Raw genomic sequence first — 19,094 nt, 5'->3', positions numbered from 1 at the left:
CGATGAACGAGGAGAAGGATATGGCCGAGGCACGCGCCGTTCTGGCGGGCTACCGCGCTTCGATCGACAACATCGACGCCGCCCTCATTCATATGCTGGCCGAGCGCTTCCGCTGCACCAAGGCGGTCGGCGTGCTGAAGGCCGAGCATGGCCTGCCGCCAGCCGACCCGGCGCGCGAGCAGCAGCAGATCGCCCGCCTGCGCCAACTGGCGAAGGATGCGCATCTCGATCCGGATTTTGCGGAGAAATTTCTGAACTTCGTCATCCGCGAAGTCATCCGGCATCACGAACAGATCGCCGCTAACAACGGCGTGACGAAAACCGGCTGAAGCTGGTGTATGTCGCCCAAACTGCGCAGCGGTCTTGGGATTACGACTTGCACAAGGCCAAAGCCGCAACCCAATCAACCAACACAGAGCTTGTTAGGAGATAAAGAATGGCACTGAAGATCAGACTGGCCCGTGCGGGCTCGAAGAAGCGTCCCTATTACCACGTCGTCGTCGCCGACGCCCGTTCGCCGCGCGACGGCCGTTTCATCGAGGCGCTCGGGTCGTGGAACCCGCTGCTGCCGAAGGACGGCGAACGCGTGAAGGTCGATGCCGACCGCGTCAAGCACTGGCTCTCGCACGGCGCCCAGCCGACCGACCGCGTGCTGCGCTTCCTGGACGAGGCCGGCATCGCCAAGCGTCCGGCCCGCTCCAACCCGAACAAGGCCCTGCCCGGCAAGAAGGCGCAGGAGCGCGCAGCCCTGCTGAAGAAGGCCCAGGAAGACGCCGCCGCTGCCGTTGCGGCCGCGTCCGCAGCACCCGCCGAGGCGGAAGCCGCGACCGCCGAGTAATCTCGGCCTCGGTCAAAACAGGTCAAAAGAACGGCGGGCCAACCCCGCCGTTCTTTTGGTCAGGCCCGTCGATATCTCAATATCCCGACGGGCAACGAGCAATATAAACGCGCCCGTAGCGGTCCCGATAACGGCACTTGCCGCTTTCGCTGGCACGGCCGATCAACGCGCCGGCCACGGCGCCGACAGCGCCACCGACCACTGCGCCCTCGACCGGGTCATTGGCGACGGCCGCTCCGACCGCAGCACCGCCCAAGCCGCCGATCGCCGCTCCTTTTTCCGTCTGCGAACAGGCGCCCAGCGCCACCGTCAGCACCAGAATGGTAATCGCTTTCTTCATTTCAGTTCCTCTCTCACGGGATCGCCGTCCTCGCCGCCAAGCTTTAACTCGCAAACGGCTAATTTGATCCCGAAGGGAACGAATATTGCTGTTTCGAAGGCAGGCGCGGGTTGCGCCAACCGGCCTCGACAGCATTGAGAGTGCTCACGAATTAGCGTTCGGTAACGCAGCTTGGCAACCCGGCTTCGAAGCCTTGCGGTCGCCGCAGCCGGTGGAATCACCAGAGCGAACCGGCTCAGCGGCTGAACGGGATCAGCGCGCGCACTCTGGGGTCGCGCAGATAGAGCCCGCCCCACAGGACAACAGCGAGATAGACGCCGAACAGCGTGTGCGAGAGCAGCGGGTTGCCGATGCGCACATGCGTGGAAATGGCGCCGCCCATATAGGCGGTGAGCAGGATGGCGCCGAGCACGGACGTGCGCGGCAGCGCATAAAGCACAGTCGAGATCAGGCCGACGATGCCGAGCAGCCGCGCGGTGTTTGGGTCCTCCGGCCAGCCGAGCTGCGCCATCGTCTCGGTGACGATCTGCAACGGCGGCAGCTTGATGACGCCGTCGAAGATCATGAAAAGGATGACAATGGCGCTAAGCGCGCGCCCGGTCCACAAGGCGCCGTTCGAGACGGGAGCGGTTTCTGAAATGCTCATTGGTGTTCCCTCCTTGGTTGGAGCCTGGCTGTTTTGCCAGCTTCGAGCCAAGGACGGCGGGCAGGGCGGCGATCCGACAAGGGCCGGTGCGCTTTTTTCGAACGCATGATTGAGTGAGAATGCATGACCGAAGGAGAGAGAATGACCGGCGAGACCAATCTCCAAAGACTACTGGCGTCGATGACGCCGAAACTGCTCCCCGATGTCCATGTTTTCGCGACGCTGGCGCCGGGTGTGGCCGTGCCGCACGGTCTTGATCCGGTCATGCAGTTTCGCGAGCGGGAAGGTCTGACGCTGATCGTGTCGGAGGACCAAGCGAAGGTAGCCGGCCTCGCCGGCACGTTCCGCTGCCGGATGATCACGCTCGACATCCATTCGTCGCTCGACGCCGTGGGCTTTCTGGCCGCGATCACGACGCGGCTCGCCGCTGCCGGCATGGGCGTCAATCCGGTTTCGGCCTTTTACCATGACCATCTGTTCGTCCCGGCGGAGCGGGCGGACGAGGCGCTCGGCCTCCTGCGGCAGCTGGCTGCGGAGAGCAGTGGCTAGCGCCTCAGCACATGGAAGCAGCGGGCATCGCTCGTCACACCCATTGCGGCGCCACCCTCATCCTCCTGCCGCGACCTTTCCCGTGAACGGGAAAAAGAGAGCTATCGGCGGAAGGCCGCCCGCGACGCGCGGCCCGTGAGCGAAAACAAAACGGCCGAAGGCCGAGCCCGCGACCGCGGGCCGCCGGTCGTCCGGCGCCCTCGCGGAGGGCCAGCCGCGAAGCGGCGGTGCGGCCCGTGAGCGGAACTAAGCCGCCTTCTTCTTCGGCTGGATCAGGCCCCGCTCGACCAACAACTCGGCGATCTGGACGGCGTTGAGCGCCGCGCCCTTGCGCAGATTGTCGGAGACGACCCACATCGACAGGCCGTTATCGACGGTCGAATCCTCGCGGATGCGCGAGATGAAGGTGGCGTCCTCGCCGGCCGACTCGAGCGGCGTGATGTAGCCGCCGTTCTCGCGTTTGTCCAAGACCTGGCAGCCGGGAGCCTCGCGCAGGATCTCGCGCGCCTCGTCGGCGGTGATCGGCTTCTCGAACTCGATGTTGACGGCTTCCGAGTGGCCGATGAACACCGGCACGCGCACGCAGGTCGCCGTCAGCTTGATCTTAGGATCGAGCATCTTCTTGGTCTCGGCGACCATCTTCCACTCTTCTTTGGTGAAGCCGTCGTCGAGGAAGACGTCGATATGCGGGATGACGTTGAAGGCGATGCGCTTGGTGAACTTCTTGACGTCGACCTGGTCGGCGACGAAGACCGCGCGGGTCTGCGTGAACAGCTCGTCCATGCCTTCCTTGCCGGCGCCGGAGACCGACTGGTAGGTGGCGACGACGACGCGCTTGATGGTGGCGACATCGTGCAGCGGCTTCAGCGCCACGACGAGCTGCGCCGTCGAGCAGTTCGGATTGGCGATGATGTTCTTGCGCGAGAAGAGTTCGACCGCGTCCGGATTCACCTCCGGCACGATCAGCGGCACGTCAGGGTCGTAACGGAAGGCCGAGGAATTATCGATGACGACGCAGCCCTGCTTGCCGATCTTGGGCGACCACTCCTTGGAGACATTGCCGCCGGCCGACATGACGCAGATGTCGGTGTCGGAAAAATCGTAGGTGTCGAGCGCCTTGACCTTCAGCGTGCGGTCGCCGAAGGACACTTCGGTGCCCTGGCTGCGGCGCGAGGCCAATGCCACCACTTCGCTCGCCGGGAAGCCGCGCTCGTCCAGAATGTTGAGCATTTCGCGGCCCACATTGCCCGTGGCGCCGACTACCGCAACCTTGAAACTCATCGAAATCTCCTGTCCCTCCCCGCTTGGTTGTTGGAGAAAACCCGCCGGCCTCATGCGGGTTCTGTCCCCCAGGCCGAACCCGGGAGAGGGTGGTTAGGCCAAGGGAATCACACCGTTTTGGTGGTGGTTTTGGCCGTAGTTTTGCGAGAACGGACGGACGCGTCGAAACGCCCGGCCCGATGCTGTGCATCGTGGCTGGGGGCATCGAATGCCAGAAGAGCCAAATGGCCGCGCATTGAAGACGATCCCGTTCGCTGCCGGCTTTTACGCGCTTTGCGTAAAGAGTCAATTGGCGCAGACTGCTGCCGCCTTGAGCCCGGCCTTTATCGCCGCCCAGCTTTCGGCAGGCGATGTCGGCCTGTGCTCTTCGGCGATACGGCCGGCCAGCAAATCGCGCCAGGCACCGTCGTCTGTCATCCGTCGGATTGCGCCATACCAGCCGATCTGGTCGGTCGAACCGACAGCGGGCATCAGGCCGCCGGTCGCTTCGATCAGCGACGGCGTGGTCGAGACGATGACCGGGACTCCGAAATCCAGACACTCCGAAGCGGCATAGCCCCAGCCCTCGATATGCGAGGGAAAAACGCCGAAGCTGGCACTTCGATAATAGCCGATAAGCTCCTCGTCGCTGACCGGACCCGCGAAGACGATCTTTTCTTTCAGCCCCGGATGAGCCTTGAGATAGGCGCTGAGCTCCTCGACCATCCAGCCCCAGCGGCCGACGCAGACGAGCTTCGGCAGCCGAACGCCTTCGTCGAGCGCCTGCTGCCAGATGCGGGCGAGCATGATGTGGTTCTTCCGGATCTCTATGGTCGAGCAATAAAGGATGTAGGGCTCGCCAGCCTCGAGCCGCGACGTCATCCTCAGCCGCGCGGCCCTCTCATGCAGCAGCGACGGCATTGGGAAGCGATGGACGACCGGCAGATCTATTCCGGCCTTGCGCATGTGATCGCCTAGCATCGTCGCCGCGGTCTCGGAGGTGCAGAAGGCCGCCGCGCCGGACCGCACCAGCCGTTCGAGATTGGGCCCGAAGGCGGCCTGCCATCTGTTCTTTGCGACAAGGTCGGGCCGCATGGTCGGGATCATGTCGTGGCAAAGAAAGGCTATGTTGTCGGGGCCGGCGCAAACCGCCGCTAACTTTTCGCCGACCAGCAGCTGATTGCTGATCAGCACCGTTCGACGATCGACATTCTTCGTCGGCTGCGCCGCATCGCCCCGAAGCAAACCCGCCCGGAGACCGGCTCGCCTAGAGAAGCGATAGGCCCGCAGCAACAGCTTCGACACCGTGAAGGTGAAGCCGGGACGGCCGTTCGTCACCATTCCCGCAAGCTGGCGATCGGCTTCACTCTTGGCCATTGGATGGCGCCTCACCGATTGGAACCCCTGCCGCAACGCGGCAGCGGCTTGCGGTCGCGGCCGCTGCCGGAACGGCGCGATCTCGCTGACACCCAACTGCTCCATCTCGAATTTTTCGAGCGCCCGGAAACGATGGCTGGAGAGATCGAGCGTCACCACCTCGACATCCGGGTCGGGATCGGCGAGCGCTGCCCTGACCATGAAGTCTTCCAGCCGCTGGATGCCGGCCAGCGCGCCGCGCCAGGCGAGCAGGCCGGTGGCGTCGATGCAGATTTTCCGTCTTTGGCCGCGGGGAGCGTCGGCCGCTTCTGGCAGCAGTGTCGAGTCCTTCTGGGCCATTGCTTCGCGGTCTATTAGGCGACTTGCGGCTTCTATCCCGATTTGCCGCCTCTGCGATAGCCGGCTGAACGCCATCGCTCTTGCCCGCCGGCCGGCGCTCATGTCAAATCGAGCAAAGGGAAAGAATTCGACACTCGGGGGGATCTGATGCGGGGCGAAGTTCTTCACTATGACGAGCACCAGGGCTTCGGCTTCATCAGCGGCGCCGACGGCAGGCGCTACAGTTTCGCGCGCGAGGACCTGCGTCGCGAGACAACGCTTGCCAGGGGAGCCCAGGTCGAGTTCCAGCCGAACGGCGAACGTGCCGGCAATGTCTTCTCGGTCCGCGGCCGGATGATCGATCCGGTTGACAACGCCGTTCCAGTTCCTGCCCGTCCGCTGCCGGGCAGCTCGCCTGCGGGGCAGCCGCATTTCGGCCGCAACGCCGAGGCCGAAACGGTGGAATCGACCGGCCTCTGGAGCTATTTCTGGCGTGGCGTGACGACGAACTACGTCAACTTCTCCGGCCGCGCCCGGCGCAAGGAGCTCTGGGGCTTTTGCCTGTTCTGGACGATCGGTCTTGTCGTCGCCATCGGCGTCGGCTTCTCCGCAGACCTGTCGCGCGGCAACGTCGAGGGCGGCGGCGATGAGCCGGTCGTCATGTTCGGCCTTCTCGGTCTTTACGTCCTGCTCACGTTCCTGCCGTGGGTCGCGCTCGTCGTGCGCCGCTTGCATGATCTCGGCCTGACCGGCTGGCTCGCCATCCTCTGCTTCGTGCCTTATGTCGGCTGGCTCGCCACCCTGGTGTTCGGCCTGATCCCGACCCAGGCCGGCGACAACAAGTGGGGGCCGGTGCCGAGCGGAGTCAGATTCTAGCGGCCGCCGTCCTTAGTGCCTCGCCCGACAGCCTGAGGAAGATCTTCTGGCCGTGGCGTTCGGCGCCGAGCCGCTCGTAGAAGCGCAGCGCACCCTCGTTCCAGTCCTCGGCGGTGAGGTCGATGCGGCCAATGCGCTTGTCGAGGCAATAGCCGGCGAGAAAGCCGATCAGTGCCTCACCCACTCCCGCGTTTCGAGCCTCTTGGCGTACGAACAGGTCTTTCAAGAACATCAGCCGGTCGAGATCGATGCCCGGATGCGCGATCGCGACCGAGGCCAGGCCGGCCACCTCGCCACCGGCGAAGGCCAGCGCGAAATGCGGATAGGCCGGGCTTTCCTCGCCGAGCCACTGCTTTGCCGTGGCCGTCGCCCGGGCATGGTCGAGCGGTGACTGCCGATAATGCGCCGCCATTGCGCAAAGCACGGTGGCGAGCGCCTCGGCGTCTTCGGTCGTCGCCCAGCGGACGTCGACCGCCGCCTCTGCCATGGGGATCAGCCCTGGAACTTGGCGATGATGGCGTCGCCCATCTCGGTGGTGCCGACCTCGGTCATGCCCTCGGACATGATGTCCTTGGTGCGCAGGCCGTCGTCGAGCACGGCGGCGATCGCCGCTTCGAGCTTGTCGGCTTCCACCGTCATGCCGAAGGAATAGCGCAGGCACATGGCGAAGGAGGCGATCATGGCGATCGGATTGGCGACGCCCTTGCCGGCGATGTCGGGCGCCGAGCCGTGCACCGGCTCGTAGAGCGCCTTGCGCTTCTTGGTCTTGACGTCCGGCGCGCCGAGCGAGGCCGACGGCAGCATGCCGATCGAGCCGGTGAGCATGGCGGCGATGTCCGAGAGCATGTCGCCGAACAGATTGTCGGTGACGATGACGTCGAACTGTTTTGGCCAGCGCACCAGCTGCATGCCGCCGGCATCGGCCAGCATGTGGTCGAGCTTGACGTCGGCATATTTCGCCTGATGCGTCTGGGTGACCACCTCGTTCCACAGCACGCCCGACTTCATGACGTTGCGCTTTTCCATCGAGGTGACATGGTTCTTGCGCGTGCGTGCCAGCTCGAAAGCGACGCCGGAGATACGCTCGATCTCGAACGTGTCGTAGACCTGGGTGTCGATGCCGCGCTTCTGGCCGTTGCCGAGGTCGATGATCTGCTTCGGCTCGCCGAAATAGACGCCGCCGGTGAGCTCGCGCACGATCAAGATGTCGAGGCCCTCGACCACCTCCTGCTTGAGCGAGGAGGAGGCGGCCAGAGCCGGATAGCAGATAGCCGGACGCAGGTTGGCGAACAGCTCCATGTCCTTGCGCAGGCGCAGCAGGCCGGCCTCGGGGCGCACCTCGTAGGGCACCTTGTCCCATTTCGGCCCGCCGACGGCGCCGAACAGCACGGCATCCGCAGCAACAGCCTTTTCCATGTCGGCATCGGAGATCGCCGCGCCATGCGCGTCGTAAGCGCATCCGCCGACCAGCCCCTCGTCGGTGGCAAAGCCGCTGCCGAGCTTCGCGTTCATGGCCGCGATCAACTTCTTCACTTCGGCCATGGCCTCGGGGCCGATGCCGTCGCCGGCGAGCAGGAAGAGATTTTTCGAAGCCATGGAGAACCGTCCTGGGGAGAGAATTGAACCGCGGCCTTGCTAAACGCCGGGCGGGCTGTGCGCAAGGGGACGAGCCTCGAGATCCTTCACACCCCCTCTGCCCTGCCAGCATCTCGCAAGAGGCCGGTAGGCGCGCCATCACCGATGCGACAGGATATTCACCAGCCGCCCGAACGGATCGCGCACATAGAAGCGCCGCACGCCCCAGGGCTCGTCGGCCGGGCCGTATTCGACGGCAAAGCCAGCCTTGCGCATGCGGTCCAGCGCATCATCGACATCGTCGACCTCGATCGAGAGGTCCGGCACCGGCGTGCCCGACCCGCCTTGCGACATGAAGCTGATCTGGACGGCCATGGTCTGCTGGGAGCCGTACGTGGCGATCCAGCCCATATCCATGAGCTGATCGAGGCCAAGCACGCCCTGATAGAAGCGCTTTGCCGCCGCAATGTCGGGCGTTTCGATATTGGCGACGATGCGTCTGACCTTGACCATGGCCGCTCCTCGCTCCACGCCGTCGTTGTGCCCAGCCGCTTCGCAGCCTAGGCGACAGGCATCAGACAGTGCGCCTGAGCGCCGTCACCTCGATCTCGATCTTCATCTCCGGCTTGTTGAGCTGGCAGACGATCATCGTCGCCGCCGGGCGGATGTCCCCGAACGCCTCGCCGAGGATCGGGAAGACCACGTCAACATAGGCCTGGTCGGTAATATAGTAATGCGCCCGCACCACATCGGCCATGTCGAAGCCGCCGTCGGCAAGGGCCTTGGCGATGGTGGCAAGACAATTGCGCGTCTGCGCCTCGACCGTGTCGGGCATCGTCATCGTGGCATAGTCGTAGCCGGTCGTTCCGGAGACGAAACACCAGTCGCCCTGCACCACCGCGCGCGAATAGCCGGCGGTTTTCTCGAAGGGGGAACCGGTGGAGATCAGCTTGCGCATGGGGGCCCTCGCAGGATTTGTTCGGTCATTCTGAAACGCATCCACAGCCCAGTCGTGAGCCAGACAACGCGATGCTGGCGGGACAGCGGGGGGCGCGAAGGAACGCAAGCTGGCAATTGACGCTCGGGCTAATTCCCCTGCGTGTCGTCATACGCCTTCTTGATATCCGCCGGCCAGTCCTTCACCGGCGGCCAGGCATTCGGCTCGCCATTGTCGCCGCGGCGGGCGAAATAGACCTTGTGCTTGACCGGGTCGACCGCCATGAAGCCGTCATTGCCGCCGCAGTCATGCGGCACGCAGCCGGTGGCATAGAAGGCGCCGGAAGCGGTCTTTTCGGTGCCGCCGCCGACCAGCAGACTGGTCGCCATGTCGGGCATATCGTCGCCCAGCAGCGCCCGCGCCGCCTTGTAGACCGCTTCGTTATGGAACGCGTCGATGATGTTGTCGTATTTCGACGCATCGACGTCCTTCCAGTCGGTGCCGGGTTCCGGCGTGTAGGTCAGGTTTCCGGAGGTCGTCAGCCCCTCAGTCGGCGACCATTGCAAGGCCGGCTTGGTTGCTCCGGGCAGCAGGAAAGGCACAAAATAGATGGCGTCGTCGGAAATCGCGGCCGGCGGCGCGCCGCATTCGTCCTGCTCGACCGTCGTGGTCCGGATTTCGCCGTCCTTCGGTTTCCAGACGATGACCTTGGCCGGGCCGCACTGGTTGCCGCCGTCGCCGACATCGACCAGCGCCACGTTGATGTCACCGATCTTGACGATCCTGTCGAAGGAGACGTCGTAGTTGCTGGCCAGCTGCTTGCCGTCATAGGCCAGCACCTTCTCGCCGTCCTGCTCCGGCTGCGTGATGGTGAGCTGGCCGCCTTCGAACGGGATCGGCGCCTGTTTGTCAGCGTCGGCGGGAGCGGCGTCGGAAGTGCTCGATGCGCCTTGATCGGCCGCCCCTTGATTGGCGGCGGGCTGGTCGGAAGGCGCGGGCGCCTGCGGCGCCGTCTGGCTCTGCGCGGTCGCCCCGGACACCGCCAGAAGGATCGCCGCCAAGGCGCAGGCGCCGGCCAGAAGCGGGCGTGTCATGACTGTCCCTCCGTTCAGCCGCCACGGACCCGGCCGCTTGCGGCCGGGCTATCTATCACCGTGCCTCAGCCGTTCAGGCCCAGGGGCGCAGCTCGGCGTTCTTCTTCTCGAAGGACGCGATGGCGCCGGCCTTCTCCATGGTCAGTCCGATGTCGTCGAGGCCGTTCAAGAGGCAATGGCGCTTGAAGTCGTCGAGATCGAACTTGACCACGCCGCCATCCGGGCCGCGGATCTCCTTGGCTTCGAGGTCGATCGACAGCGTGGCGTTGGAACCGCGCGAGGCGTCGTCCATCAGCTTGTCCAGGTCTTCCGGGCTGACCGTGATCGGCAGGATGCCGTTCTTGAAGCAGTTGTTGTAGAAAATATCGGCGAACGACGTCGAGATGACGCAGCGAATGCCGAAATCGAGCAGCGCCCAGGGCGCGTGCTCGCGGCTCGAGCCGCAGCCGAAATTGTCGCCGGCGACCAGGATCTGCGCCTTGCGATAGGCCGGCTTGTTGAGCACGAAATCCGGGTTCTCCGAGCCGTCGTCCTTGTAGCGCATCTCGGCGAACAGGCCGGTGCCAAGCCCGGTGCGCTTGATCGTCTTCAGATAATCCTTCGGGATGATCATGTCGGTATCGACGTTGACGATCGGCATGGGCGCCGCGACGCCGGTGAGCTTGGTGAATTTGTCCATGGTACCTGCCCGTCTTCTTGGCTTGCGGGGAATTTTGCGGGACGGTTTACACAAAGCCGGCGGCAAATGAAAGGCAACTGTTCGTGCACTGCCCTTGGGCCAAAGGCGGGCAGGGTGGACGGAACTGGAACACCTCAAAAAACGGCTTCGAAATTCTGTGCAGCCGGTGCAGTCTGCGACCATGGCCCGTCCTTCCAAAGTCCTCTACGCCAGCGAGCCCGCCCTCAATGTCGCCGAATTCCGCCGCGTGCTGGTCGAATCCGGCCTCGGCGAAACGCGCCCGATCGATGACGAGGCGCGCCTGAAGACGATGCTCAGTAACGCCAACCTGGTGCTGACGGCGCGTCTCGACAGCGAGGGCAAGCCGCTTGTCGGCGTCGCGCGCGGGGTGACTGACTTCTCCTGGGTCTGCTATATCTCCGAGCTGGCCGTGTCCGCCTCGGCGCAAGGGCTCGGCATCGGCAAAGGCCTGATGGACGAGGCGCGCCGCCAGCTCGGCCCTTCGGTCGCCATCAGCCTGATCTCGATGCCCGATGCCGTCGGCTTCTACGAGCGCATCGGCATGACACGCATGACCGACGCCTTCTGGTTCTCCCGCAAGCGCTGACGCGCTGATGTCAACCGCTATTGACGCCAGCGCCCGAAAATCGAACGCAACGATATTCTCGGCGCAGGAGCCGGCGTAGGTCTCGCTGTCTGTGTCGGCGGCGTCGGCCGCCCCCCAGCAGTGCGGCCTACTACGTCACTGATCATCGCATCCAAGGCCTGGCTGACGTCAAACGGTTCGGTGACCCGGGCCGCCCTGACTTGCTGCTCAACCCAATTTGAGCACCGAATCTTGCCCCTTTCGTCCACCAATTCTCCCTTAGTGATCGATTTGCAGAACATGTGAAGCTTGAAGACGGCCATCTTGACCGTTCGGTCATCCCAATTGGCGCTGATGCTCTGTGCGGCATGTTCGAGCAGAGTCTTTTTGATGAACTCGGCTTTATCGCGGGTCGAATCGGATTCGCCTTCGAACAGCAGGATGCCGAAATCCGACTTCAAAACGGCCGCCTTGACAGTGTCCGGCGCCGCCCAAAGTGCGGCAACCGTAACCGGATCGCGAAACAGCGCGACGTAATTACCCTTAATGTTGTGAGCAATGCCGGCCCGCGCCAAGAGTCGCTGGCACGTGTCGTCCTTGTATACAGCTAAAGGGAAAATGGACTGAAAGTCATAGTCGTAAATGAGAGGCATCCGATCCAACCTTTCATTGCAAGAACCGTACCGTCTATTATTCAGATATTAAAGCCATGAGCATGGATGCCGTCTTTCGCGCTTTGGCCGACCCGACCCGCCGGCAATTGCTGGACAGTCTCCATGCCAGGAACGGGCAGACGCTGAACGCGCTCTGCGAGCACATGGACATGACGCGCCAGGCGGTGACCAAACACCTGGCAATGCTCGAGGAGGCGAACCTTGTCGCCACCGTTCGCCGCGGCCGCGAGAAGGAGCATTACCTCAACCCCGTGCCGATCAACGAGATCGCCGAGCGCTGGATCGGCAAGTTCGAGCGCCATCGGCTGGATGCCTTGAGCGACCTGAAGAAACGACTTGAAAGGGAAGAGCCGTGAGCGACAACACTTTCGTCTACGTCACCTACATCCGCACCACGCCCGAAAAGCTTTGGACGGCGCTGACCGATCCGGAGTTCAACCGGCAGTTCTTCCTCTGCTCCTACCAGGAGAGTGACTGGAAGGTGGGTTCGAGCTGGAAGCTGATCTTCCCGGACGGCCGCGTGGCCGACTCGGGCGAGATCCTCGAGATCGATCCGCCCAGGCGTCTGGTCATCAAATGGCGCAACGAATGGCTGCCCGAGGTGAAGGAAGACGGCTACACGCGCTGTACCTTCACAATCGAAAAGGACGGCGAGCTGATGAAGCTTGCCGTCACCCACGAGGCCGACGGCCCGCACCGGCTGATCCCGAACGTGTCCAAGGGCTGGCCGCTGGTGCTGGCGAGCCTCAAGAGCCTGCTGGAGACCGGCAAGGGTTTCGAGCGCCCGCCATCGAAGGGCTGAACGACGCATTGAACGGCCGCGGAGGAGGTTGGCAATGATACTGCCGCATAGCTGGCCGCGCGCCATGGCGAACACCGAGACGGTCATGGCTTCGGCGGAACTTCCCGCTTCGCCGCAACAAGTCGTCACCGCGCTTCTCACCAGCGACGTCGAGCGCTGGTGGGGCTCGGCCGAGACCTACCGGATGATCGGCTGGGCCGCCGATCTGCGCGTCGGCGGATCGTGGCGCGTCATCGTGAGGACGGCCGACGGCAGGACCCTGCCCGCCAGCGGCAGCTTCCTCGAGATCGAGACGGGGCGCAGGGTCGTGCAGACGAGGCGCTACGATTGGGATCACCCGACGCTCGGCCGTCAGGAAACGACGGTTGCCTATCTGCTGGAACCGACCTCTGCCGGCACGCGGCTCACCGTCTGCCATGGCGGCTTCGCCGGCTTCCCGGACGCCGCGGCGGAGCACGCCGAAGGCTGGGCGCGCGTGCTCGACTGGCTACAGGCACATCTGGGCTGCCGCCTCGCCGCCTGAGCCCCACCTTGACCTGCAGGCGCGCCTGTCCAGATTGTGGACATGGCACAAAACAAATCTTTTGTCGGAACAGCCGGATGGACCATACCGGCAGCGCACAGGTCCTCTGTTCCGGCGACGGGCTCGCAATTGGAGCGTTACGCTTCGCGTCTTCCTGTCGTGGAGATCAACTCCTCCTTCTACAAACCGCATCAGCGCGAAACCTATGAGCGCTGGGCGTGCTCGGTCCCGGATCATTTTCGGTTCTCCGTTAAAGTGCCCAAAGCCGCGACTCATGAGCGCCGCCTCATACATTGCCATGATTTTCTGGATGCTTTCATGGGCGAGGTCGGAGGTCTCGGTGAGAAGCTGTCCGCCCTCTTGGTCCAGCTGCCACCCAGTCTGCAATTCGACAGGCAGATAGCCAAAAAGTTCTTCGCTTTGTTGCACGACAAGATCGACTGCCGCTTGGTCTGCGAACCGCGTCACGCCAGTTGGTTCGAGCCGGGGGCGGATGCTTTGCTGAGCCGCCTCCATGTCGGGCGCGTGGCGGCCGACCCCGCCCCAGTTGCCGCCGCTTCCGCGCCCGGTGGCTGGCATGAGCTCGCCTATTTCCGCTTTCACGGCGCGCCGCATGTCTATTTTTCGGACTACGACGCCGGCCGGCTGCTGGAAATCAGCGCCCAGCTCGCCGACGCGGGCGCCTCAGCCACCGAGGTGTGGTGCATTTTCGACAATACGGCGCGCGGGCATGCGCTCGGCAACGCGCTGGCGGTCGATGCGATTATGCGTCAGATGACGTTCAATTCCCTGAACGCCCGCCCCGCCGCGACGCGCTCATATCCGAACGCCGTGCAATCGATCGTCCGATAGCCGCCATGCACGATGAGTTCCGAGAGCGCCTTGCCCACCGCCGGCGCCTGCTGCAGGCCATGGCCGGAGAAGCCGTTGGCGAAGAGGAAGTTTTCCACCTCCGGATGCGGCCCGATCACCGCGTTCTGGTCGAGCGTGTTGTAATCATAATGCCCGACCCAAGCGCGCGTCGGCTTGATCGCCTCGAAGGCTGGGACGCGGGTGGCTAAAGTCGGCCAGATCACGTCCTCGAACAGCGGCCACTCGACCTCGAAATCGTTTGGATCGGGTGCATGGTCGCCTTCCTCCGGCTCGGCGCCGCCGGTGAGATAGACCGAGCCTTCCGGCCGCACATAGATGCCGGAGGGATCGACCAGCAGCGGCATGTCGGCATATTTTTCCCGTGCCTCGAAGACGAAGACGTTGCGCTTGCGCGGCTCGACCGGCAGCGCGAGCCCCGCAAGGGCGGCCACCTTGCCGGCGTTCGGACCGGCGGCATTGACGATGATGCCCGCCTCCAGCGTCTCGCCATTGTCGAGGGCGACGCCGGTGACGCGACTGCCCTGGCGCGCGATACCGGTGACCGACGCGGTGATAAAGTCGATCCTCCTCTCGCGCAGCGCCTTACGGAACAGCATCAGCAGCGCATGCGCGTCGAACCAGCCCTCGCCGCCGCGGCCATAGGCGCCCGCGGAAATGCCTTCGGTTGAAAGCCAGGAGAAGCGGCGGGCGAGCTGGCCTGCATCCTCCAGCACGATATCGGCGCCTTCGGCGATCTGCGCCTCGTGATTGGCCTTGAGGATCGGCAGCCCCGCCTCGCCGGCGAGGATCAGATAACCGCCCTCGCGAAAGCCGATATCGGCATCGGCGCCGAAAGTCTCTTTCAGCTGCCGGAACAGCTGCAGCGTGAATTGCGACAGGCGGATGTTTTCGGGAATGGAAAATTGCTGGCGGATCGAGGCCAGGGACAGCGTCGTCGCCGCTTGCGAGAATTGCGGATCGCGCTCGATCAGCGCGATGGAGCCGGTAAAACCTTCCTCGCGCAGATAGTAGGCGACCGAGGACCCGACGATGGCGCCGCCGATGATGACGATGTCGTAACGCACTTTGTTCTCCGATTCACCGGTCCTCACGCGACCGGCAAATTGATCTCGAAGCGCGCGCCGCGTTCGGAGTCAACCAGCGTTATCGTGCCATCATGCGCTTTCAGGAGGGCCAGCACGATGCCGAGGCCCATGCCGGTGCCGCCGGCCTCGCGTCTTGTGGTGAAGAACGGCTCGAATATTCTTGCGCGATTGGCCGCCGAAATGCCGCCGCCGTCGTCGCCGACATGGAGGGCCACCCTTTCGCCCGCCTTTTCGGCGCCGACCGTCACCTGCTTCGCGCCGTGCCGTGCGGAATTGTCGATGAGATTGGCGAGCACGATCGCGAGATTCTCGCCCGAGATGCCGAGGCCGATATCGCTGCCCGATTCGACGCGTACCTCCAGCCTGGCGTCGACCGGCAGCAGCGCCAGCGCCGCGCCGATTGTCGTGCTTTCGCCGCTCGGCGCCAGGTTTTCCGCGCGCGCCAGTTCGAGCAGCCGGCGTACCAACAGATTGAGCCGTCCGGCATCGGTGACGATGTTATTGGAAAAACGCCGTCGCTCGGTCTCGTCCATCGTCCCGCCGGAATCCCTGAGCAGCTCGGCCGCGCCCTGGATCGCCGTCAGCGGCGATTTCAGCTCGTGCGAGACATGGGTGGCGAAGGTCTGGATGCTGTCGGAGCGCGCCTGGAGTTTTTGCGCCATGTCGAGAAAGGCGGCCGACAGGGCCGCCATCTCGTGCCGTGATGGGCGAGTGGCCGCATTGCCTCGCGGTCGCCGGCGGCGATGCGTTTGGTGCGCTCGATCAGCGCGTAGATCGGCCGGCTGACGGTGCGGATGAACACCAGCGCGATCAGCAGCGTGCCGCCGAGAATCGCGATCGCCGCGAGCGTGACCTTGCCGCGCTCGCCATAGAGATGTTTCACGATGTTGTTCGGCGTTCGCGACATATAGACCACGCCGGCGACCCTGCCGTCGAGCTCGACCGGCAAGGCGACGAAGACGCGCACCTTGGTGCCGCGACTCACCGAATAGAGCGGCGGCGGCGGCTGGTCGGGGATCCGCAGGCGAAGCTCGCTTGCATAGGCGCCTGCGAGCGCCTGCCGCACCTCCTCGACCGCAACGAAAGACTGTCCGACCTCACCGCCGCCGGCAATCACCACGCCATGCGGATCGAGCAGCCGGAAGCCGGCAAGCGTTGTCTTCTGCGCCTCGTCCAGAATGCCGTCGAGCTTTGCGCCTATGGCCGCGAAGTCCGGATCGGCGGTGGCGGGAACGGCCGCCGGTCGCGACGGCATGACATTGTCGGAGGCAAGGTCGAGCTGCGGCTCGATCGGCTGATAGGGGTAATTATTGTCCCTTGCCGGATCCGCCGAGATCGGCGTTCCCAACCGTTCCGGTGCAATGCCGGCCGCGCGCACCGCATCGGCATAGACGGCGGCAATCACCGCGCCCTGTGCGATGAGCTCGCCCTCGGTCTGGCGGATCAGCTGGTTTTCATAGAGCCGGAAGAAGAACAGGCCGACCAGCGGCAGCGCCATCACCACGATTAGGATGGCGACGACCACGGTGGCGAGCCTGGGCCGCCATTTCTCCTTGCTCAGCCACCGCATCGGCCGAGCCGGAAGCCGACGCCATGCACGGTCGCGATCGCATCCGAACAGCCGACCGCCGCCAACTTGGCGCGGATGTTGCGGATATGGCTGTCGACCGTGCGTTCCGAGACATGGATGTTGGATTGGTAGGCATTGGCCATCACCGCATCGCGGCCAAGCACATGCTGCGGGCGGCCAAGAAAACCTTTCAGAATCGCGAACTCGATCGCTGTTAGGGTGAGCGGCTTGCCTTCAAAGCTCGCAGCATGACTTGCCGGAACCAGCACGAGCTTGCCATGCGCGAACTGACGGTCGTCGGCGTCTTCCTCCACCACCGCCGGGCGCGCCCGCCGCAGGATGACGTTGACGCGGGCAACCAGCTCGCGTGGGCTGAACGGTTTCGTCACATAGTCGTCGCCGCCCATTTCAAGGCCGAGGATACGGTCGATTTCTTCATCGCGGGCCGACAGGAACAGCACCGGCACGTCGGAGCGCTGCCGCAGCCTGCGGCAGACCTCCAGCCCGTCCATCTCCGGCATGCCGATGTCGAGCACGATGAGGTCGGGCGCGCGGCGCTCGACCGCTTGCAGCGCGGCGGCGCCGTCGGCGACGGCGGCCGTCTTCATGCCGGCCTTTTCCAGCGCGAAGCAAATGATCTCGCGGATATGCGGATCGTCGTCGGCGACGAGGATGTTGTGCGGCATGGAATCGGCAGCTCGCTGAATACGGTTTCGTCATGACAGGATTAGCAAGCGGGCCGTGCTTGTCGAGAGCGCGCAAAGGCCGCCAGTCGTGAAAGCTGGCGTCAAGACCGAACCGTCCCGAGCGCCGCCGCTCGCATGGCATGCCGCAGCCGTGATCTTGGGATGAAAGGAAGCATGACCGCCGTGATGCGCGGCCTCTGCGGCTCGACCAACCACCAGCCTTCGTTGCGGAGGCGCCGGGGCAGGGACCAGCGGATCTGTGATGTGTTCGCATGCCGCCTGTTTCGCCGGCGGCTGCGGAAAGCGCGCGGCGGATTGGAGGAGGTTTTCCGCAAGGATTTGCAGATTTCGTGCAGGAGCAAAGTCGTTTCAGGCTGGCGCCGCCTCTCACCTGCCTGCCGGCATCCTCTCCCCGTATAGTGACGGGGAGAGGGGCGCTGCCATCGCCGGCTTCGCCAATCGCCAGCATTGCAGGAGCCGACATCGCGGCCAGGCCCTTTCTCCCCGTCACTATACGGGGAGAAATGCCCGGCAGGGCAATGAGGGGCGGCGCCGGCTTCGACAATTAGCCAGAACGCAAATGAGTTCTATGGTGCCGCGCCTTGCCTCGCCCGCTGCAAGCCGGCATAGATCGGCCATGACCTCTGACACCTACCGCCCGCGCCGCTCGGTGCTCTACGTGCCCGCCTCAAACGACAAGGCGCTGGCCAAGATCGCCTCGCTCGCCTGCGATACCGTCATCATCGACCTCGAGGATGGCGTGGCACTGGCCGACAAGCTTTCCGCCCGCGACAAGCTGACCGGCATCCTCGCCGCGCGGCCGGCGCGCCGCTGCGAGATGGTGGTGCGCATCAATCCGCTCGGCAGTGAATGGGGCATCGACGACCTGTTGACCGTCGCCAAAGCAGAGCCCGACGGCATTCTTTTGCCCAAGATCGGAACGCCGCGCGACATCCTCGAGGCCGGCGACCTGCTCGACGACAATTTCGCGCCGGATATCGTGAAACTGTGGGCAATGATCGAGACGCCCAAGGCGCTGCTCAACGTCGGCGCCATCGCCGAGCTTGGCCGCGATCCCTCTTCCCGCCTCGCTTGTTTCGTCGCCGGAACGAACGATCTGGTGAAAGCAACCGGCATTCTGGCGACGCCCGACCGGCGCTATCTCACGCCCTGGCTGCTGCAGCTTGTGCTCGCCGCCCGCGCCAGCGGCCTCGACGTGATCGACGGCGTCGCCAACGACTTTCGCGACCTCGACGCCCTCGCGCGGGAATGCGCCGACGCGGCCGCCATGGGTTTCGACGGCAAATCGCTGATCCACCCCGCCCAGATCGAGCCCGCGAACCGCGCCTTTGCGCCGGCGCCGGAGGCCCTGGCCAGGGCGCGGGCGATCAGGGAGGCGTTCTCACGGCCCGAAAATGCCGGCAAAAGCGTCATTGCGCTGGACGGCCGCATGGTCGAGCGGCTGCATCTGGCGGAAGCCGAGAAACTTCTGGCGAAGGCCGCAATCATCGGCGCATGATGCGCTCGAGCGATTCCAGGAAAGATAGACAAGCATTGGTCACGACAGGGTCGAAAATGAAACTCTACCGCTTTCTGTCCGGTCCGGACGATTCCACTTTCTGCCATAAGGTGACTTCGGCCCTGAACAAAGGCTGGCACCTGTTCGGCTCGCCGACCTATGCCTATGACAAGACGACCAAGTCGATGCGCTGCGGCCAGGCCGTGGTGAAGGATATCGAGGGCCAGGAATATACGCCTGACACCAAGCTCAGCGATTGGTAGGAAAGGGCGGCAGCCCTCTCATTC

General features: G+C 64.3%; 24 protein-coding genes and 1 pseudogene. 11 read left to right on the top strand and 14 right to left on the bottom strand.

Annotated features, from left to right (window positions below; translation table 11 throughout):
- Positions 1-2 precede the first annotated feature (2 nt).
- Positions 3-329: a chorismate mutase gene (locus tag P9230_RS24525; RefSeq protein WP_066991680.1), complete on the top strand. Its 327-nt coding sequence runs from the start codon at positions 3-5 to the stop codon at positions 327-329.
- A gap of 107 nt (positions 330-436) precedes the next feature.
- Positions 437-838: a 30S ribosomal protein S16 gene (gene rpsP, locus P9230_RS24520; protein WP_066991677.1), complete on the top strand. Its 402-nt coding sequence runs from the start codon at positions 437-439 to the stop codon at positions 836-838.
- A 76-nt stretch (positions 839-914) separates the two neighbouring features.
- On the opposite strand, the gene P9230_RS24515 is transcribed toward rpsP, so the two are convergent.
- Entirely contained in the window at positions 915-1,178 is a 264-nt protein-coding gene (locus P9230_RS24515; protein ID WP_066991674.1) for a YMGG-like glycine zipper-containing protein, read from the bottom strand.
- A gap of 235 nt (positions 1,179-1,413) precedes the next feature.
- Positions 1,414-1,824: a DoxX family protein gene (locus P9230_RS24510; RefSeq protein ID WP_067323620.1), complete on the bottom strand. Its 411-nt coding sequence runs from the start codon at positions 1,822-1,824 to the stop codon at positions 1,414-1,416.
- Positions 1,825-1,965: 141 nt separating this feature from the next.
- On the opposite strand from P9230_RS24510, the gene P9230_RS24505 reads away from it, so the two are divergent.
- A complete protein-coding gene (locus tag P9230_RS24505) occupies positions 1,966-2,373 on the top strand; it encodes an ACT domain-containing protein (protein ID WP_278120936.1) in 408 nt (135 codons plus the stop codon).
- Between the two features lie 246 nt (positions 2,374-2,619).
- On the opposite strand, the gene P9230_RS24500 is transcribed toward P9230_RS24505, so the two are convergent.
- Both P9230_RS24500 and P9230_RS24495 read right to left on the bottom strand, forming a co-directional pair.
- Positions 2,620-3,654 (bottom strand): aspartate-semialdehyde dehydrogenase, encoded by a 1,035-nt coding sequence (locus tag P9230_RS24500; RefSeq protein WP_067323616.1) that lies wholly within the window; start codon positions 3,652-3,654, stop codon positions 2,620-2,622.
- A gap of 285 nt (positions 3,655-3,939) precedes the next feature.
- Positions 3,940-5,349 carry a glycosyltransferase gene (locus P9230_RS24495; protein WP_278120935.1) on the bottom strand — a complete coding sequence of 470 codons (1,410 nt, stop codon included), beginning with the start codon at positions 5,347-5,349 and terminating at the stop codon, positions 3,940-3,942.
- 147 nt (positions 5,350-5,496) lie between these two features.
- Here P9230_RS24495 and P9230_RS24490 point away from each other — a divergent pair, with 147 nt between their 5' ends.
- Positions 5,497-6,204 carry a DUF805 domain-containing protein gene (locus P9230_RS24490; protein ID WP_127215305.1) on the top strand — a complete coding sequence of 236 codons (708 nt, stop codon included), beginning with the start codon at positions 5,497-5,499 and terminating at the stop codon, positions 6,202-6,204.
- Here the strand turns inward: P9230_RS24490 and P9230_RS24485 are convergent.
- The 6 genes from P9230_RS24485 to leuD form a co-directional block, all read right to left on the bottom strand.
- Complete coding sequence (locus tag P9230_RS24485; RefSeq protein ID WP_095782753.1) at positions 6,194-6,691, bottom strand: GNAT family N-acetyltransferase; 498 nt, start codon at positions 6,689-6,691, stop codon at positions 6,194-6,196. The two genes, P9230_RS24490 and P9230_RS24485, sit on opposite strands and share 11 nt — an antisense overlap.
- A 5-nt stretch (positions 6,692-6,696) precedes the next feature.
- Positions 6,697-7,800, bottom strand: a complete 1,104-nt coding sequence (leuB, locus tag P9230_RS24480) for a 3-isopropylmalate dehydrogenase (RefSeq protein ID WP_278114022.1) — start codon at positions 7,798-7,800, stop codon at positions 6,697-6,699.
- 138 nt (positions 7,801-7,938) lie between these two features.
- Complete coding sequence (locus P9230_RS24475) at positions 7,939-8,292, bottom strand: VOC family protein (RefSeq protein ID WP_066991913.1); 354 nt, start codon at positions 8,290-8,292, stop codon at positions 7,939-7,941.
- 61 nt (positions 8,293-8,353) lie between these two features.
- Positions 8,354-8,737 carry a RidA family protein gene (locus tag P9230_RS24470; protein WP_067323608.1) on the bottom strand — a complete coding sequence of 128 codons (384 nt, stop codon included), beginning with the start codon at positions 8,735-8,737 and terminating at the stop codon, positions 8,354-8,356.
- Between the two features lie 128 nt (positions 8,738-8,865).
- Entirely contained in the window at positions 8,866-9,810 is a 945-nt protein-coding gene (locus tag P9230_RS24465) for a hypothetical protein (RefSeq protein ID WP_278120934.1), read from the bottom strand.
- A 73-nt stretch (positions 9,811-9,883) separates the two neighbouring features.
- Positions 9,884-10,489 (bottom strand): 3-isopropylmalate dehydratase small subunit, encoded by a 606-nt coding sequence (gene leuD / locus P9230_RS24460; RefSeq protein WP_066991643.1) that lies wholly within the window; start codon positions 10,487-10,489, stop codon positions 9,884-9,886.
- 181 nt (positions 10,490-10,670) lie between these two features.
- Here leuD and P9230_RS24455 point away from each other — a divergent pair, with 181 nt between their 5' ends.
- Positions 10,671-11,096 (top strand): GNAT family N-acetyltransferase, encoded by a 426-nt coding sequence (locus P9230_RS24455; protein WP_278051879.1) that lies wholly within the window; start codon positions 10,671-10,673, stop codon positions 11,094-11,096.
- A gap of 17 nt (positions 11,097-11,113) precedes the next feature.
- Here the strand turns inward: P9230_RS24455 and P9230_RS24450 are convergent, their stop codons facing one another.
- Positions 11,114-11,728 (bottom strand): hypothetical protein, encoded by a 615-nt coding sequence (locus P9230_RS24450; RefSeq protein ID WP_278051881.1) that lies wholly within the window; start codon positions 11,726-11,728, stop codon positions 11,114-11,116.
- A 62-nt stretch (positions 11,729-11,790) separates the two neighbouring features.
- Here P9230_RS24450 and P9230_RS24445 point away from each other — a divergent pair, with 62 nt between their 5' ends.
- The 4 genes from P9230_RS24445 to P9230_RS24430 are packed head-to-tail and all read left to right on the top strand — an operon-like array spanning position 11,791 to position 13,926.
- Positions 11,791-12,105, top strand: coding sequence for a metalloregulator ArsR/SmtB family transcription factor (locus P9230_RS24445; protein ID WP_278120962.1), 315 nt, complete (start codon positions 11,791-11,793; stop codon positions 12,103-12,105).
- Positions 12,102-12,551 (top strand): SRPBCC family protein, encoded by a 450-nt coding sequence (locus P9230_RS24440; protein ID WP_095776712.1) that lies wholly within the window; start codon positions 12,102-12,104, stop codon positions 12,549-12,551. The genes P9230_RS24445 and P9230_RS24440 overlap by 4 nt, the downstream gene beginning before the upstream one ends.
- A 34-nt stretch (positions 12,552-12,585) precedes the next feature.
- Complete coding sequence (locus P9230_RS24435) at positions 12,586-13,074, top strand: SRPBCC domain-containing protein (RefSeq protein ID WP_278120933.1); 489 nt, start codon at positions 12,586-12,588, stop codon at positions 13,072-13,074.
- A gap of 42 nt (positions 13,075-13,116) precedes the next feature.
- The gene (locus P9230_RS24430) at positions 13,117-13,926 is read left to right on the top strand and encodes a DUF72 domain-containing protein (RefSeq protein WP_278120932.1); all 810 of its coding nucleotides are present in this window, start codon (positions 13,117-13,119) and stop codon (positions 13,924-13,926) included.
- Here the strand turns inward: P9230_RS24430 and P9230_RS24425 are convergent.
- From P9230_RS24425 to P9230_RS24415, 3 genes and pseudogenes are all read right to left on the bottom strand, one after another.
- Positions 13,845-15,011 carry an FAD-binding oxidoreductase gene (locus P9230_RS24425; RefSeq protein ID WP_278120931.1) on the bottom strand — a complete coding sequence of 389 codons (1,167 nt, stop codon included), beginning with the start codon at positions 15,009-15,011 and terminating at the stop codon, positions 13,845-13,847. The genes P9230_RS24430 and P9230_RS24425 overlap by 82 nt on opposite strands.
- 23 nt (positions 15,012-15,034) lie before the next feature.
- A pseudogene (locus P9230_RS24420) lies at positions 15,035-16,602 on the bottom strand (HAMP domain-containing sensor histidine kinase).
- Positions 16,590-17,288 (bottom strand): response regulator transcription factor, encoded by a 699-nt coding sequence (locus tag P9230_RS24415; RefSeq protein WP_067323595.1) that lies wholly within the window; start codon positions 17,286-17,288, stop codon positions 16,590-16,592. Before P9230_RS24415 ends, P9230_RS24420 begins: the two are co-directional and overlap by 13 nt.
- 637 nt (positions 17,289-17,925) lie before the next feature.
- On the opposite strand from P9230_RS24415, the gene P9230_RS24410 reads away from it, so the two are divergent.
- The gene (locus P9230_RS24410; RefSeq protein WP_176477570.1) at positions 17,926-18,807 is read left to right on the top strand and encodes a CoA ester lyase; all 882 of its coding nucleotides are present in this window, start codon (positions 17,926-17,928) and stop codon (positions 18,805-18,807) included.
- 56 nt (positions 18,808-18,863) lie between these two features.
- Positions 18,864-19,070 carry a DUF1737 domain-containing protein gene (locus tag P9230_RS24405; RefSeq protein ID WP_066991619.1) on the top strand — a complete coding sequence of 69 codons (207 nt, stop codon included), beginning with the start codon at positions 18,864-18,866 and terminating at the stop codon, positions 19,068-19,070.
- Positions 19,071-19,094 lie beyond the last annotated feature (24 nt).

It is taken from the genome of Mesorhizobium sp. WSM4887, assembly GCF_029625865.1.
In the GTDB taxonomy this organism is placed as follows: domain Bacteria; phylum Pseudomonadota; class Alphaproteobacteria; order Rhizobiales; family Rhizobiaceae; genus Mesorhizobium.
The sequence above is the reverse complement of the archived record's forward strand: the minus strand, read 5'-3'. Positions and strand labels throughout refer to the sequence as shown.

What these genes read in the sequence shown, in the direction of transcription:
- P9230_RS24410 (WP_176477570.1), top strand. Translation starts at nt 17,926, where the DNA reads ATGACCTCTGACACCTACCGCCCGCGCCGCTCGGTGCTCTACGTGCCC.
- P9230_RS24455 (WP_278051879.1), top strand. Translation starts at nt 10,671, where the DNA reads ATGGCCCGTCCTTCCAAAGTCCTCTACGCCAGCGAGCCCGCCCTCAAT.
- P9230_RS24510 (WP_067323620.1), bottom strand. Translation starts at nt 1,824, where the DNA reads ATGAGCATTTCAGAAACCGCTCCCGTCTCGAACGGCGCCTTGTGGACC.
- P9230_RS24415 (WP_067323595.1), bottom strand. Translation starts at nt 17,288, where the DNA reads ATGCCGCACAACATCCTCGTCGCCGACGACGATCCGCATATCCGCGAG.
- P9230_RS24475 (WP_066991913.1), bottom strand. Translation starts at nt 8,292, where the DNA reads ATGGTCAAGGTCAGACGCATCGTCGCCAATATCGAAACGCCCGACATT.
- P9230_RS24515 (WP_066991674.1), bottom strand. Translation starts at nt 1,178, where the DNA reads ATGAAGAAAGCGATTACCATTCTGGTGCTGACGGTGGCGCTGGGCGCC.
- P9230_RS24405 (WP_066991619.1), top strand. Translation starts at nt 18,864, where the DNA reads ATGAAACTCTACCGCTTTCTGTCCGGTCCGGACGATTCCACTTTCTGC.
- P9230_RS24485 (WP_095782753.1), bottom strand. Translation starts at nt 6,691, where the DNA reads ATGGCAGAGGCGGCGGTCGACGTCCGCTGGGCGACGACCGAAGACGCC.
- P9230_RS24500 (WP_067323616.1), bottom strand. Translation starts at nt 3,654, where the DNA reads ATGAGTTTCAAGGTTGCGGTAGTCGGCGCCACGGGCAATGTGGGCCGC.
- P9230_RS24490 (WP_127215305.1), top strand. Translation starts at nt 5,497, where the DNA reads ATGCGGGGCGAAGTTCTTCACTATGACGAGCACCAGGGCTTCGGCTTC.
- P9230_RS24445 (WP_278120962.1), top strand. Translation starts at nt 11,791, where the DNA reads ATGGATGCCGTCTTTCGCGCTTTGGCCGACCCGACCCGCCGGCAATTG.
- leuB (WP_278114022.1), bottom strand. Translation starts at nt 7,800, where the DNA reads ATGGCTTCGAAAAATCTCTTCCTGCTCGCCGGCGACGGCATCGGCCCC.
- P9230_RS24435 (WP_278120933.1), top strand. Translation starts at nt 12,586, where the DNA reads ATGATACTGCCGCATAGCTGGCCGCGCGCCATGGCGAACACCGAGACG.
- rpsP (WP_066991677.1), top strand. Translation starts at nt 437, where the DNA reads ATGGCACTGAAGATCAGACTGGCCCGTGCGGGCTCGAAGAAGCGTCCC.
- P9230_RS24505 (WP_278120936.1), top strand. Translation starts at nt 1,966, where the DNA reads ATGACCGGCGAGACCAATCTCCAAAGACTACTGGCGTCGATGACGCCG.
- P9230_RS24525 (WP_066991680.1), top strand. Translation starts at nt 3, where the DNA reads ATGAACGAGGAGAAGGATATGGCCGAGGCACGCGCCGTTCTGGCGGGC.
- P9230_RS24495 (WP_278120935.1), bottom strand. Translation starts at nt 5,349, where the DNA reads ATGGCCCAGAAGGACTCGACACTGCTGCCAGAAGCGGCCGACGCTCCC.
- P9230_RS24465 (WP_278120934.1), bottom strand. Translation starts at nt 9,810, where the DNA reads ATGACACGCCCGCTTCTGGCCGGCGCCTGCGCCTTGGCGGCGATCCTT.
- P9230_RS24450 (WP_278051881.1), bottom strand. Translation starts at nt 11,728, where the DNA reads ATGCCTCTCATTTACGACTATGACTTTCAGTCCATTTTCCCTTTAGCT.
- P9230_RS24430 (WP_278120932.1), top strand. Translation starts at nt 13,117, where the DNA reads ATGGCACAAAACAAATCTTTTGTCGGAACAGCCGGATGGACCATACCG.
- P9230_RS24470 (WP_067323608.1), bottom strand. Translation starts at nt 8,737, where the DNA reads ATGCGCAAGCTGATCTCCACCGGTTCCCCCTTCGAGAAAACCGCCGGC.
- leuD (WP_066991643.1), bottom strand. Translation starts at nt 10,489, where the DNA reads ATGGACAAATTCACCAAGCTCACCGGCGTCGCGGCGCCCATGCCGATC.